The 13500-nt window shown below is 66.4% G+C and carries 10 protein-coding genes and 1 pseudogene; 8 read left to right on the forward strand and 3 right to left on the reverse strand.

What is annotated here, in order from left to right:
- The first annotated feature begins 160 nt into the window (after window positions 1-160).
- From EV669_RS04365 to EV669_RS04375, 3 genes are all read left to right on the forward strand, one after another.
- Window positions 161-1255: a M14 family metallopeptidase gene (locus EV669_RS04365; protein WP_054285535.1), complete on the forward strand. Its 1095-nt coding sequence runs from the start codon at window positions 161-163 to the stop codon at window positions 1253-1255.
- Between the two features lie 237 nt (window positions 1256-1492).
- Window positions 1493-3109, forward strand: coding sequence for a DEAD/DEAH box helicase (locus EV669_RS04370; protein WP_207913776.1), 1617 nt, complete (start codon window positions 1493-1495; stop codon window positions 3107-3109).
- Window positions 3110-3119: 10 nt separating this feature from the next.
- The gene (locus EV669_RS04375) at window positions 3120-3950 is read left to right on the forward strand and encodes a DUF429 domain-containing protein (RefSeq protein ID WP_132097988.1); all 831 of its coding nucleotides are present in this window, start codon (window positions 3120-3122) and stop codon (window positions 3948-3950) included.
- Window positions 3951-3959: 9 nt separating this feature from the next.
- Here the strand turns inward: EV669_RS04375 and EV669_RS04380 are convergent, their stop codons facing one another.
- Window positions 3960-4736: a substrate-binding periplasmic protein gene (locus tag EV669_RS04380; RefSeq protein ID WP_083460521.1), complete on the reverse strand. Its 777-nt coding sequence runs from the start codon at window positions 4734-4736 to the stop codon at window positions 3960-3962.
- Between the two features lie 144 nt (window positions 4737-4880).
- Here EV669_RS04380 and EV669_RS04385 point away from each other — a divergent pair, with 144 nt between their 5' ends.
- The gene (locus EV669_RS04385; RefSeq protein WP_083460526.1) at window positions 4881-6821 is read left to right on the forward strand and encodes a sensor domain-containing diguanylate cyclase; all 1941 of its coding nucleotides are present in this window, start codon (window positions 4881-4883) and stop codon (window positions 6819-6821) included.
- Window positions 6822-7004: 183 nt separating this feature from the next.
- Window positions 7005-7715, forward strand: a complete 711-nt coding sequence (locus EV669_RS04390) for a pseudouridine synthase (protein WP_054285539.1) — start codon at window positions 7005-7007, stop codon at window positions 7713-7715.
- Here EV669_RS04390 and EV669_RS04395 read toward each other — a convergent pair.
- Both EV669_RS04395 and EV669_RS04400 read right to left on the reverse strand, forming a co-directional pair.
- Window positions 7712-8041 (reverse strand): rhodanese-like domain-containing protein, encoded by a 330-nt coding sequence (locus EV669_RS04395; RefSeq protein WP_132097990.1) that lies wholly within the window; start codon window positions 8039-8041, stop codon window positions 7712-7714. The two genes, EV669_RS04390 and EV669_RS04395, sit on opposite strands and share 4 nt — an antisense overlap.
- A 9-nt stretch (window positions 8042-8050) precedes the next feature.
- Entirely contained in the window at window positions 8051-9943 is a 1893-nt protein-coding gene (locus tag EV669_RS04400) for a sigma-54-dependent Fis family transcriptional regulator (RefSeq protein ID WP_132097991.1), read from the reverse strand.
- A gap of 277 nt (window positions 9944-10220) precedes the next feature.
- Between EV669_RS04400 and adh the strand changes: the two genes are divergently transcribed.
- The 3 genes and pseudogenes from adh to EV669_RS14275 form a co-directional block, all read left to right on the forward strand.
- Entirely contained in the window at window positions 10221-11741 is a 1521-nt protein-coding gene (adh, locus tag EV669_RS04405) for an aldehyde dehydrogenase (protein WP_132097992.1), read from the forward strand.
- A 601-nt stretch (window positions 11742-12342) separates the two neighbouring features.
- The gene (locus tag EV669_RS04410; protein ID WP_165922705.1) at window positions 12343-12948 is read left to right on the forward strand and encodes an FIST N-terminal domain-containing protein; all 606 of its coding nucleotides are present in this window, start codon (window positions 12343-12345) and stop codon (window positions 12946-12948) included.
- Window positions 12949-12954: 6 nt separating this feature from the next.
- Window positions 12955-13221: pseudogene (locus tag EV669_RS14275) on the forward strand (FIST C-terminal domain-containing protein); the annotation flags it as partial.
- Between the last annotated feature and the right edge of the window lie 279 nt (window positions 13222-13500).

Below are 13500 nucleotides of genomic sequence, written 5' to 3' on the forward strand. Positions count from 1 at the left end.
CCCGGGCCCAAACGGGCGGCGCGTACCAGCCCTTGCCGGTCTGCTTGCGGCATGTCAACAGACGACAAAGCAACCTGCTGCCAGACTGATCCGTGTGGACCGGCATCGCCCGGCCCATCCTGGCGCTCGCTTGCCAAACCGGCAAAGAGGAGTCTTAAACATGCGTACCCTTGCTCTGGCCGTTACCCTTGCGCTGGGCAGCCTGGCTGCCCACGCTGAAACCGTCTACACCGGCGACAAGATCGACGGTGTGCCCGTCATCCGCAAACTGGACATTTCCGACCTGCCGGCCGGTACGATGCAGCGCTTCATGTTTGAGGGCGCTTCCAATGGCATCGCGCAACACTGGTACGTACCAGTGATCGTGGCCAAAGGCGCGCAGCCGGGTCCGAAACTGGGCCTGCAGGCTTCGGTGCACGGAGATGAGCTGAACGGTACCCGCGTCATCCAGAAGGTGTTCGAATCGATCGATCCCAAAACCCTGAAGGGCACGGTGATCGGGGCCATTGGCGCCAACCCCTCGGGCATGCTGGCCAACAACCGCAACTGGCAGCTGATGAACGACGGTGGCGACATGGTTGACTTCAACCGCATCTGGCCCGGCAAGGAAAAGGGCAACACGCCCGAACAGCACGCATGGCGGCTGTGGAACCAGCTGTGGGGCGGCAATGTGGACATGTTCATCGATATGCACACCCAAAGCCGTGGCACCGAGTATCCGCTCTTCATCTACGCCGACTACCGCAACCCCAAGATCCGCGAGATTGCCGAGCTGATTCCGGCCGACCAGATCAAGGCCGACCCGGGTGAGAAAGGCTCGGTGGAAACCACCTTCGTCGAGAACAAGATCCCGGCGATCACGCTGGAGATCGGCAAGCCCAAGCTCTACCAGCCCGAACTGATCGAGCGCAGCCTGACTGGCGTGCGCAACGTCATGATCAAGAACGGCATGGTCGACGGCCGGCTGGGCAAAACCGCCCAGGACTACAAGGCCTTCGTCGGCAACGACATGACCTCGATCCGCGCCGAAGTCGGCGGCTTCTCGGAAGTGCTCGTGAAGGTAGGCGACATGGTGAAGAAAGGCCAGAAAGTGGCGGTGCAGCGCAACGCCTTCGGCGACGTGATCCGCGAGTACACCGCTTCGGCCGATGGCAAGGTGCTGGCCATCGGCAACGACCCGCTGCGCGAGGCACGCGGCCTTCTGGTACGCATCCTGATCCAGAACCCGGATCCGGCCTGCAAGCTGGGGTGCTGATCGGATAACAGACGTTAGCTGAAAGGGTTGGCCGAAGGCTTTTCGGCCAACCCTTGTTTCATAGCGGGCCGAAAGCCTGTACACTGCCGCCACTTGCGCCTGACCAATTCGGCGCCAGGTCTTCTTCCCGGGTGGCCGCCTGGCCCCCTTAGCGAAGTTTTCCGCCCTCTATCCACTCGTTCCGTCTGCCTGGATTGGTGTCGCACAACCTGCGATAGGCCGTCGCGGGAGTGCTCAATGTCTGAAATTACCTTTGCCGACCTCGGGTTGGCCGAACCCCTGCTGCGCGCGGTGACCGAAACCGGTTACACCCGCCCCACCCCCATCCAGGCCCAGGCCATCCCGCAGGTGCTGCAAGGCGGCGACCTCTTGGCCGCAGCCCAGACCGGCACCGGCAAGACCGCGGGTTTTACGCTGCCGCTGCTGCATCGCCTGGGGCCCAAGCCCACTCACCTGAAGGGGCGCCCGCGTGCCCTGGTGCTCACCCCGACACGCGAACTGGCGGCCCAGGTGGAAGAGTCCGTCCGCACCTACGGCAAGTACCTGCCGCATACCTCGATGGTGATGTTCGGTGGCGTGGGCATCAACCCGCAGATCGCCGCCCTGCGCAAGCCGGTGGACATCCTTGTAGCCACCCCGGGCCGCCTCCTGGACCATGCCGGCCAGAAGACCGTCGACCTCTCCGGTGTGGAGATCCTGGTACTGGACGAAGCAGACCGCATGCTGGACATGGGCTTCATCCACGACATCAAGAAGGTGCTGGCCCTGTTGCCGGCCAAGCGCCAGAACCTGCTGTTCTCGGCCACCTTCTCCGACGAGATCAAGGCTCTGGCCGACCGGCTGCTGGACGCACCCAAGCTGGTGGAAGTGGCCCGCCGCAACACCACCAACGAGCTGGTGGACCAGAAAATCCATCTGGTGGACCGCGACAAGAAAACCGAACTGCTCACCCACCTGATCGCTACCTACAACTGGCAGCAGGTGCTGGTGTTCACGCGCACCAAGCACGGCGCCAACCGCTTGGCCGAAAAGCTGGAAAAGAGCGGCATACCGGCCGCGGCCATTCATGGCAACAAAAGTCAGAACGCCCGCACCAAGGCCCTGGCCGACTTCAAGGCAGGCTCGCTGCAGGTGCTGGTCGCCACGGACATCGCAGCCCGCGGCCTGGACATCGACCAACTGCCGCATGTGGTCAACTTCGAGCTGCCCAACGTCCCCGAGGACTATGTGCACCGCATCGGCCGGACCGGCCGTGCCGGCTCGCCGGGCGAGGCAATCTCGCTGGTGTGCGTGGACGAGCTGGGCTTCCTGAAGGACATCGAAAAGCTGACGCGCCAGTCGATCCCGCGCTTCACCGAAGCGGGCTTCGAAGCGGACCTGAGCGTCAAGCCGGAGCCGATCCTGATGGGCGGCAATCGCGGCCGTGGCGCGCCCGGTGCAGGCCGGGGCCGCAGCGGCGGTGAAAAGCCCCGCAACGCCGAACCTGCCCGTACATCCAAGGCCGCCGCGCCGCGTCGCGAGGCCAAGCCACACGGGCACGACACACCGCGCAACGCACCGGCCCAGCCGGGCCGTCAGAAGCCGGCAACCGGCCGCGGCGGTCGCAGCACCGCCGGCAACCGCAACGAACCGCAGCGCGAGGTCAACGGCAACCGCATCGAGCCGCCACGGCCGGAGATCAACGGCAACCGCATCGAACCGCCGCGCCCGGAGATCAATGGCAACCGCGTCGAACCGGCCCGCCACGGCCAAGGCGATCGGCGCGGCACGCCCAACCGCAAGCCGGGTGCCCGCCAGGGCCGCCCCGCAGACGGCCAGCGCGCGGCGCTGTTCTCGCCGCCCAAGAAGCGTTGAGGTCGGGCAGGTGAGGCCGCGACTGTTCGGCGTCGACTTCACCAGCCGGCCCTCGCGCCGCAAGGCAATCGTCGTGGCCGAAGGGCGGCTGGAGGGCAACGTGCTCACAGTATCGTCCTGCCAGCGGCTGGAACATTTTCCCGCTTTCGAAGCCTTCCTGCAGACGCCCGGCCCCTGGCTGGGCGGTTTCGATTTTCCCTTCGGATTCTCCCGCGCCTTGGTGGAAGCCCAAGGTTGGCCGAACACCTGGCCAGCACTGATGGCCTCGCTGTCTGTCCTGCCGGCCGACACCGCCCGCGCGCAGCTCACCGAGCGCTTCCGCGCCTGGTGTGGCGCCCGCCCTGCCGGACAGAAGTTTGCCCATCGGGCCACCGATGGTCCCGCCGGCTCGTCCCCCTCCATGAAATGGGTGAATCCGCCCGTGGCCTGGATGCTGCTCGAAGGCGCTACCCGGCTGTGGCAGGCGGGTGTCACCGTGCCGGGCATGCATGTGGCCGACCCAGCACGCATCGCTCTGGAAGCCTATCCGGGCTATCTGGCGCGGCGCATCACCCGCGCTTCGTATAAAAGCGACGAAAAAGCCAAGCAGACGCCGGCGCGCACCGCGGTACGTGCCACCCTCCTGGCGGCGCTGGCACAGGGAGTGGACGACTATCCCCGGGTGAAGTGGGAGGACGGGCTCGAGGACGCTGCGCTGGCCGATGCCAGCGGCGACACGCTTGATGCTGCACTGTGTCTGGTGCAGGCGGCCTGGGCGGAGGTGCGGCGTACGGACGGCTTCGGACTGCCACCGTTCGACCCGCTGGAAGGGTGGACGGTGAGTGTGCCGCCGGCAGCCTGAGCGGTGCGCCTAGCGCCGGCTCCAGGGATCCAGTGCGGGCTGGGTACGCAGGCGCAGGCGGTCCAGGTAACGGTGCGCGATGATGTAGGGGCGGTTCTCGCGCGCCAGCTGCGTCAGGGCGCGCTGCAAGCGTTGCACCATGGTGAGGGGCATGTTGCGATTGCAGGCCAGGTAGAGCTGGGTGGTGCGCACCGTGATGCGCGGCTCCAGCGGTGCAGCGTCCGGCCGACGCGCCATCAGCGCTTCGGCCTGCAGCCGGCCGGTCAGCCACAGGTCCACCCGGCCGGCCTGCAGCTTGGTGAAGTTGTCCAGATCGTCCCGCGCATACTCCACGCGAAACCCCTTCTTGACGAGGTAGGCGGCTGCGGCCGATCCTTCGAAGCCGGCGATGCGATACGGCCGCGCGTCTTCCAGCGAACGGATGCGTGGGGCCAGCGCACGCGGCGCGTACAGCACCCACGGGTTGTCGTAGAGCGGTCCCACCCACTGGAACAGCGCCTCGCGCTCCGGGGTACGCGTGGTGGAAAGCAGACAGGCGTGCCGGTTATCCTGCGTCATCGTATAGGCGCGCAGCCAAGGGTAGAGCGACACCGAGCCCTTGAGACCGGCCAACGCCAGCATATCGCGCACCAGCTCGACGCTCAGCCCCTCGGGCTCACCGGTGCTGTTGAGCGTGTTGAAGGGCGGGTAGTCCATCGCCAGCAGGGTGAGGTCGGTCGCCCGCGCGCCCACCGGGGCCAGCATCAGCAACGGGACTGCGAGCAGGAGTGTGCAAAAATGCCGCATAACTGTGACCTTACTGGCTTTCCATTCCATTTAATTAAAATTTTGCGCTTGGCATGAAGCTATAATCAGCTGGTCGCTATTCTGCCACGGCCGGCCCCCACCGCTGCAGCTGCCTTGCAGGCGGCCCGCCGCCGGGCCACCCGCATGCCCATCCACCTGTCCTGTTCACCTTGTCTTTCGCGCTGGCTCGCTCGGCGCCTGCAGACGCTGGTCTATCTGCTGCTCTACTGCCTGGCGGGGGCGGTAGTGTACCGCTTCCTTGGCGTGGCCGATGCCTTTCCTGCAGCCATTTGGCTGCCTTCGGGCGTGGCGCTGGCCGCCTGCCTGTGGTTTGGCTCACGCATGTGGCTGGCGGTGTTCGCCGGCTCCCTGATCGTCAATTACGGGCTCTTCGACGCCCCGCTGGACAGCGCGCTCGGTCTGTCCGCATCCAACACGCTCGGCCCGGTGCTGGCCGCCGCGCTCTACCGTCACCAGCAAGCCGACAGGCTGCCTTTCTATCGCATTGTCGACACCGTGCGCTTCCTGGTACTGGGGGTGGGGGTGTCCAGCACGCTCAGCGCACTGGGAGGCGCTCTGCTCTTCGACCAGCTGCACCACACCACCGGCCAGGAGGGCTTCATGCCCTTCGTGCGCTGGTGGCTGTGCGATGCTGCGGGCGCACTGGTGCTGACCCCGATACTGCTGCTGTGCCTCTCGCGCGAGCAGGACCACTACCGGCGCCATCAGGCGGCCTTGCCGGAGAGCCTGACGGTGGCCTTGGGCACGCTCTGCGCGGCCGGGTGGATGTTCCTTTCGCTGCCGCAGGCGGGGCAGGCCTATCCCGCGCTGCCTGCCTTGCTGCTGCTGCCCCTGCTGTGGATGGTGGGGCGGGTACCGCTGCGGGCGGCGCATGGCCTCGCCCTGGGTGTGGCCACGCTGGCGCTGGCGGGCGCGGCATCCGGACGCGGCGTGTTCAGCCCTTGGGGCACGGCGCAGGCATTGGGCAATACCTCGATGACGCTGATGGCACAGTCAATCACGCTGCTGGTGATCGGTGCGCTGGTGGCCGAGCGCCGCATCAGCGAGGAGCGGCTGCGTCAGGCCAACCAGACGCTGGAGCGTAAGGTACGGGAACGCACCCAGCAGCTTCTGGACAGCGAGGCCCGCTTCCGCCTGATGGCAGACGCCGCGCCCTTCCCGCTGGTGATGAACACTCTCAGCGACGGCCGACTGCTCTACGCCAACCCCAAGGCCGAGGCCCTGTTCCGCAGCACGCTGGGGCAGACGCCGCTGAATGTGCTGGACTTCTACGTTTGCCAGGAAGAACGCAGCGCGGTAGTGGAAACATTGCTGCGCGCAGGCGCGATCGCCGACCGCGAGGTGCGACTAAGGGATAGCGACGGCCGCGCCTTCTGGGCACATGTTTCGTGCTCGTTGGTGCGCACCGAGCAGGCCGTGTATGTGATCTCTGGCATCAACGATGTGACCGAGCGCAAGGCCTTGGAGTACTCTCTTCAGACCGCCAACGAGGCGCTGCGGCGCCAGGTGAACGAGATCGAAAGCCTGCAGCACGGTCTGCGGGAACAGGCGGTGCGCGACCCGCTCACCGGGCTGTTCAACCGCCGCTATCTGGATGACACCCTACCGCGGGTATTGGCGCACATGCGGGCGCTGGACCGCCCGGTGGCCGTGCTGATGCTGGATGCGGACCACTTCAAGCGCATCAACGACACTTGGGGGCACAAGAGCGGCGATGCAGTGCTGGCCGCCATCGGCCGCTATCTGGCCCAACGCTTCCGCACCAGCGACATCGTCTGCCGTTACGGCGGGGAGGAGTTCCTGATCGTAATGCCCGACAGCGACCCCGTGGCCGCCGAAAACAAGGCCCGCACCCTGTGCCGCGAGCTGCGACGCCTGCCGATCGACACCGCCGGCCAGACACTGCACGTCACCCTGTCCATCGGTGTGGCCTTCGCGCCCACCCACGGAGAGGAGGCGGAGGCTGTGGTACAGGCCGCTGACCTGGCGCTATATGCGGCCAAGCGTGCCGGACGCGACTGCGTGGTGGTGGCCGGCACTGCCGCGTGCCAGCCTTCTGTCTGAGCCACTGCCCCGTCCTTTTGCCCCCCACGCGATCCGGGCCTGACATGGCTCCCAAAGCATCTGCGCCGGCCATTCGCCAGCCTTGCCGGAACCCGGCCGCAACCGGACCCTACAGATCCTCCACTGCCTGCGGGGGTTGGCCGAAAGGCCGGCCGGTAGCGGAGGCCGTGCTAACATCGCGCCATGGAACTTTACCGACTTTTGCACGAACAGGGCTTCGGCAGCCGCAAGGCGTGTCGCAAGCTGGTGGAATACGGGCTGGTGGAAATCGATGGGGTGGTGGCCGACGATTACCGGCAGCCGGTGGACCCGGCCGCCATCGGAGAGCTGGTGGTGGATGGCGAGCCCTGGACACTGCTGGAAGGCCCGCTGTACTTGATGCTCTACAAGCCGCCGGGTTACGAAACCTCGCACAAGCCGATGCACAACCCGAGCGTATTCAGCCTGTTGCCCTGGCAGTTCAGCGAACTGGGCATCACGGCCGTGGGACGGCTGGACGTGGACACCACCGGACTGCTGCTCTTGACCACCGACGGACAGTTCGTGCATGCGCTCACCTCGCCCAAGCGGCATGTGCCCAAGCACTATGAAGTGATCCTCAAGCACCCGGTGAGCGAGACCCTGGTGGCCCACCTGAAGAAGGGGGTGTACCTCAAGGACGACGACGAAAAGGTGGCAGCCGACGCGGTGGAGGTGCTGTCCGAGCACAGCATCCTGATGACGATCACGCAGGGCCGCTACCATCAGGTAAAGCGGATGATCGCCGCCGCAGGCAATCGGGTGGAAGCCCTGCACCGCCAAGGCATCGGCACGCTGGCGCTGGCGGAGCTCGACGAAGGCGAGTGGCGCCATCTCACCCCGGACGAGCTGGCTGCCTTCGGCTTTTTGCGCTAGGGCGCCTGCACGTGGCCAAAACGCTGTGCCACGGCCTCAAGGGTGCCGCCATTCTCCAGATTACGGTAGCCCAGCGTGCGCAGCATTTCCATGGCCCGGGCAGCGCGCTGACCACTGCGGCAGTAAAGCACGATAGGCGCGTCACGGTCAGGCAGCCGAGCCGCTGCTTCCGGCAGCGTGTCCAAGGGCAGCGAAAGCGCACCGGGCACGTGGCCGGCGGCAAATTCCTGCGGGGTACGCACGTCTACCAGGACCGGGTCGGCCAGCAGGGTGTGCGACAGGGCGCCGAGCATCATGGCCAGCGCCAGCTTCTTCAAGACCTGCATCTTCCCTCCTCAGGCGCGCTCCCGCGCCATACGCCGGTAGAGCGTGCTGCGGCTGATGCCCAGCGCCCGCGCGGCGGCCGTCATATTGCCTTGGTGCCGCGCCAGATGCGCCTCCAGTGCGCTGACCGAAGCCGGCATGACTAGCGGTTGCGCCGGCTCCGCGTCTTCCATTTCCTCACGCAGTGTGTCCGGCAGGTCGCGCGGCGCCAGCACCGTGCCGTCATCGTACAGCGCCAGCAGCGTGCGCAACAGGTTGTCCAGCTCACGCAGGTTGCCCGGCCAGGCATAGCGGCGGAACAGCGCCAGCAGGTCCGCCGACAGAACGATATTGCGCCGGTGCCCGCCGTGCGCCTGCCACAGCGCCAGCGCGATCGCGCCCACGTCGCCGCGCGCCCGCAGGGGCGGCAGCCGGAAGGGATGATGGCACAGGCGGTAGTACAGATCGGCGCGAAAGCTGCCTTCGGCCACCATGGCCTTCAGGTCGCGGTGGGTGGCACACACCAGGCGAATGTCCACCGGTTGTGGCGCCCCTCCGCCCAGCGGACACACCACCCGCTCCTGCAGCACCCTGAGCAGCCGCGCCTGCACCGCCAGCGGCATGTCGCCGATCTCGTCGAGAAACACCACGCCGCCGTGCGCCTCGCGCAGCCGCCCACGGCTACCCTGCCGCCGGGCCCCGGTGAAGGCGCCTTCCTCATAGCCGAAGAGTTCGGCCTCCACCAGGCCTTCCGGTAGGGCGGCACAGTTCACCGCCACGAAAGGCCGGGCGGCACGGCTGCTGGCGGCATGCAGGGCTTGGGCAAAGCGGTCCTTGCCCACGCCAGTCTCGCCCAGCACCAATACCGGAATGTCCGCTTCCAGCAGCCGCACCGCGCGTGCCAGCCACTGTGGCTCCAGGCCTGCCAGGGTGGCGGCGGCATCGCCCCGTGGGCCGGCAGGGTTGGCCGAAACCGGGCGTGGAGGCGTGGCGCGGGAAGAAGAGGGAAGGGACGCGGCCGGGGCTATCTGGGGCAACAGCCGTGCCGACAGCAGGCCGCCGGAGGTCGTCAGTCGGCCGGTGGCCTGTCCCGAGCGCGACAGCCAGTGCGACAGCGTCTCGCCGAACAGGTCAGCAAAGCGGCAGTGGCCGATGGCGGAGAAATCGCGCCCCAGCCAACCTAGCGCGCGCCGGTCGGCCGCGCACAGCCGCTCTTGGGCGTCGAAGGCGAGCCGGCCGGCGCGCGGCGTGGCCAGCTGGCTGGCGTCCGGATGCAGCGCCAGCGTCATCCAGCCTGCGCGGGCGACATCGAACAGGCGCTGCTCGATCAGACGCACCGCGGCATCTACCTGCTGCAGCCGCCCTGCGTGCACCCGGCGCGGCGGACCGGAGACATCGACCACCCCGACCGGTTGGCCGAAGGGGTCAAGGATCGGGCTGGCGGCGCAGGCCAGCGTGCGGTTGCGCTCCAGATAATGCTCGCCGCCGCGCACCAGCACCGGGTCGGCCAATGCCAGCGCCGTGCCGATGGCGTTGGTGCCGCGGATGGTTTCCCCCCAGGCCATGCCCGGTGTTAGCGCCAAACGCTCGGCCCGGTCGAGGAAGGCCGGATGGCCCAGCTCGTCGAGGATCAGGCCCTGGCCGTCTGCCACCACCACCACGAGTCCGTCGTCGACCACCTGCTCGAACAGCGTATCCACCTGCGGCCGCGCCAGCGACAGCCAGTCGGCACTGGCCTCTCGGCGCCTGGCAAGCTCGGTGGCTTCCAGCCGCTCTTCATTGCGGGTGCGGGCTTGCATTGGCAGGCCGAAGCTGCGGCAGCGGCGCCAGGACTGCAGGATGGACGGGGGCAGCAGCCCGTCGGGTAGCGAGGCAGTTTCGTAGAAGAGTCGGCGCGCTTCGGTCAGGTCGGGTACAGGGCGCATCGCTGGCCTTTCTTGCGACAGTGTCGCGTCACAGTGTCGCACGCCGCGACACGAACTGCCGGATTGTCGGACGTGTAGCGCGGCCTTTGAAGCCGCTTCAGGCCTGCGTGCTCGCTCGCCACATTGCGCAACGCACAAGTCATCTGCTCTAAATCTTTACAGTTGGCGCATGAGGGATTTTGCGCTGCATCACGCCATTTTCTTGGCACGGATCGTGCGCTATGGCATCGCCGCCACACCGGTGGCCACAACACAAGACGCACAAAGGAGATGACGCATGAGCACGCTCGTACCCGGCCAGATCGGCTACCCCTTGGAACTGAAGTCCCGCTACGCCAACTATATCGGTGGCAAGTGGGTACCCCCCGTCAACGGCCGCTACTTCGAAAATGTCACGCCGATCACCGGCAAGGTGCTGTGCGAGATCCCGCGCTCGGACGAGCAGGACGTGGAAATGGCGCTGGATGCCGCACACGCCGCCCGGCACGGCTGGGGCCACACGCCCGTGACCGAGCGCGCCATCCTGCTGAACCGCATCGCCGACCGCATGGAGCAGAACCTCGAGATGCTGGCCACGGTGGAAACCTGGGACAACGGCAAGCCGATCCGCGAAACCCGCGCCGCTGACATCCCGCTGGCCATCGACCACTTCCGCTACTTCGCTGCCTGCGTGCGTTCGCAGGAGGGCAGCCTCGGCGAGATTGACGCCAACACGGTGGCCTACCACTTCCACGAGCCCCTGGGGGTGGTGGGACAAATCATTCCGTGGAACTTCCCGATCCTGATGGCGGCGTGGAAGCTGGCCCCGGCGCTGGCGGCCGGCAACTGCGTGGTGCTCAAGCCGGCCGAACAGACCCCTCTTTCGATCTTGGTACTGGCCGAACTGGTGGGCGACCTGCTGCCACCGGGCGTGCTCAACATCGTCAACGGTTACGGCACCGAAGCCGGTAAGGCCCTGGCCACCTCTACCCGCATTGCCAAAATCGCCTTCACCGGCTCCACGCCGGTAGGCCGCCTGATCATGAACTACGCCAGCCAGAACCTGATCCCGGTGACGCTGGAGCTGGGCGGCAAGTCGCCCAACATCTTCTTCGAGGACGTGGCGGACAAGGACGATGCCTTCCTCGACAAGGCGATCGAGGGCTTCGTAATGTTTGCGCTCAACCAGGGCGAAGTGTGCACCTGCCCCAGCCGGGCCCTGATCCACGAATCCATCTACGACCGCTTCATGGAGAAGGCGCTGGCCCGGGTGGCGGCCATCCGCCAGGGCAACCCACTGGACCCGCAGACCATGCTCGGCGCCCAAGCTTCGATGGAGCAGATGGACAAGATTCAGAGCTACCTGGACATCGGCCGCCAGGAAGGCGCCGAGGTGCTCGCAGGTGGCGCACGCGCCCACCTGGGCGGTGACCTGGAGGAAGGCTACTACATCCAGCCCACCGTGTTCCGTGGCCACAACAAGATGCGCGTCTTCCAAGAAGAGATCTTCGGCCCGGTGGTATCGGTCACCACCTTCAAGGATCGCGACGAGGCACTGGCGATCGCCAACGACACACTGTTTGGCCTGGGGGCGGGGGTGTGGACACGCAACATCAACACTGCGTTCTACATGGGCCGGCACATTGAGGCGGGTCGGGTATGGACCAACTGCTATCACGCTTACCCAGCGCATGCCGCGTTCGGCGGCTACAAGCAGTCCGGCATTGGCCGCGAGACGCACAAGATGATGCTGGAGCACTACCAGCAGACCAAGAACCTGCTGGTGAGCTACGCGGAAGACAAGCTGGGCTTCTTCTAACCCCAACGCTGGCCGGCGGACCCGCCTGCGCAGCCGTTCATACGGGCCGTGGCACTTGAGGTGGGCGGAGGGATCCTTGCCAGCCGGGTCCACCGCCTGCGGCTGCGGTGGTCTTTCGGCCAAGGTTTCTTCCCTGCCGGGCGCAAGGGCGACGATACCTCCTCAGCCGCTCCATGCCGATGCGCCTTGGCACTTGTGCTGTCCGGCCCCGTGCGGGGGTCGGACAGTTTTTTTCCATGGCCGCGATATTGTCTTACACTCCAGCCATAACCAAAGGAAAGGCCCTGTGACCTTTCCTGCTGCAAGCCCCGGTACCGGTACTCATCCGTAGAGGTCACACCATGCCACTCTTCTCGAGGAAACCCTCGGGCGCGTCTGTGCCCGCCGACCGCGCCGCCGTCCCATCCGGCCAGCGTCCTCTGACCATCGTCTCCACCGACAGCCAGCACTACGACAGCGCCCTCTCGGGGGCGGCCAGCAGCCGGGTGAAACTGGTGCTGGGCTACATCAACCCTTCGGCCAACCTGGAGCAGGTGGGCCGCGCAGTAGCCCGCCACTTTCCTCACGCGCAGATGGTCCTGACCACCACCGCCGGCGAGCTGTGCAGCCTCCACGCATCCGACAACCTGTACCTGCCCTCAGCGACGTGCACGTGGCTGCGGTGGGGCTGGCCTGCGAGGACATCAAGGCCGGCGCTCCCCGGCTCAGCCATGCCGAGCGGATCGCCCGGCTGGAAGAGCACCTCGCACGCATCACCCTGCCGTTTCCGATGCGCCACGACGAAGGTTTCGTGCTGACGCTGGTGGACGGCCTCTCCAACAGCGAAAGCTACCTGATGGAGGCGCTGTACGAATCGGGACGCCTGCCCTACCTGTTCGTGGGTGGCTCCGCCGGCGGACCCCTGGACTTCTCGACGACCCGTCTCTACGACAGCCACGAGGTAAGGGATGGCCACGCGGTGTTTGCCTTCATCAAGCTGGCCCCCGCCTACCGTTACGGCGTCTTCAAGAGCCAGAACTTCGAAGAAACCGGCACCCACTTCACCATTGGTGTAGCCAGCACCGAGCTGCGCCGCGTGCATGCCGTGCTGGACCCGGCCACCGGCGAGCTGCGCGACGTGCTGGATGCGCTCGCCGCTCACTTCCGCTGCCGGCGTGAGGAGCTGGGAGCCCGGCTGCAGAGCCACAGCTTCGGTATCAAGATCTAGGGCGAGGTGTACGTACGCTCGGTATTGGCCATCAACCAGGAAGAGGGCTACCTGCAGTTCGCCTGCGACCTGGCCTTCGGCGAGCAGCTGCACCTGCTGCGCAGCGTTGACCTGGCAGAGCGCACCCGGCGCGACTTCAGCGCCTACCTGCAGGGCAAAGAGGCGCCGGTGGGCGGCATCCTCAACGACTGCATCCTGCGCCGCCTCAACAATGCCGGTGCGCTGGCACGCGCCAACGTGTACGGCGATGTCCCCACTGCCGGTTTCTCCACCTTCGGCGAACTTCTGGGCGTCAATATCAACCAGACCCTGACGGCGGTGTTTTTTCACCCTGCGGCCGAAGGCTTCCGCGACGACTTCGTGGACCGTTTCCCCGTGCATTACGCCAACTTCAAGAACTACTTCTTCCGCCGCGAACTCGAGCGGGCACGCATGACAGGACGGATGAAAAGCCGCGTGATCGAGGAGCTGGGCGGCTACAAGCAGTTTGCCGCGCAGCTGATGGACAGCCTGCCGCTGTTCCGCGACACCACCGGCACCCTGGTGGAAAGC

Source organism: Gulbenkiania mobilis (assembly GCA_004346645.1).
Lineage (GTDB): Bacteria > Pseudomonadota > Gammaproteobacteria > Burkholderiales > Chromobacteriaceae > Gulbenkiania > Gulbenkiania mobilis.

What these genes read in the sequence shown, in the direction of transcription:
- EV669_RS04365 (WP_054285535.1), top strand. Translation starts at nt 161, where the DNA reads ATGCGTACCCTTGCTCTGGCCGTTACCCTTGCGCTGGGCAGCCTGGCT.
- EV669_RS04370 (WP_207913776.1), top strand. Translation starts at nt 1,493, where the DNA reads ATGTCTGAAATTACCTTTGCCGACCTCGGGTTGGCCGAACCCCTGCTG.
- EV669_RS04380 (WP_083460521.1), bottom strand. Translation starts at nt 4,736, where the DNA reads ATGCGGCATTTTTGCACACTCCTGCTCGCAGTCCCGTTGCTGATGCTG.
- EV669_RS04385 (WP_083460526.1), top strand. Translation starts at nt 4,881, where the DNA reads ATGCCCATCCACCTGTCCTGTTCACCTTGTCTTTCGCGCTGGCTCGCT.
- EV669_RS04390 (WP_054285539.1), top strand. Translation starts at nt 7,005, where the DNA reads ATGGAACTTTACCGACTTTTGCACGAACAGGGCTTCGGCAGCCGCAAG.
- EV669_RS04395 (WP_132097990.1), bottom strand. Translation starts at nt 8,041, where the DNA reads ATGCAGGTCTTGAAGAAGCTGGCGCTGGCCATGATGCTCGGCGCCCTG.
- EV669_RS04400 (WP_132097991.1), bottom strand. Translation starts at nt 9,943, where the DNA reads ATGCGCCCTGTACCCGACCTGACCGAAGCGCGCCGACTCTTCTACGAA.
- adh (WP_132097992.1), top strand. Translation starts at nt 10,221, where the DNA reads ATGAGCACGCTCGTACCCGGCCAGATCGGCTACCCCTTGGAACTGAAG.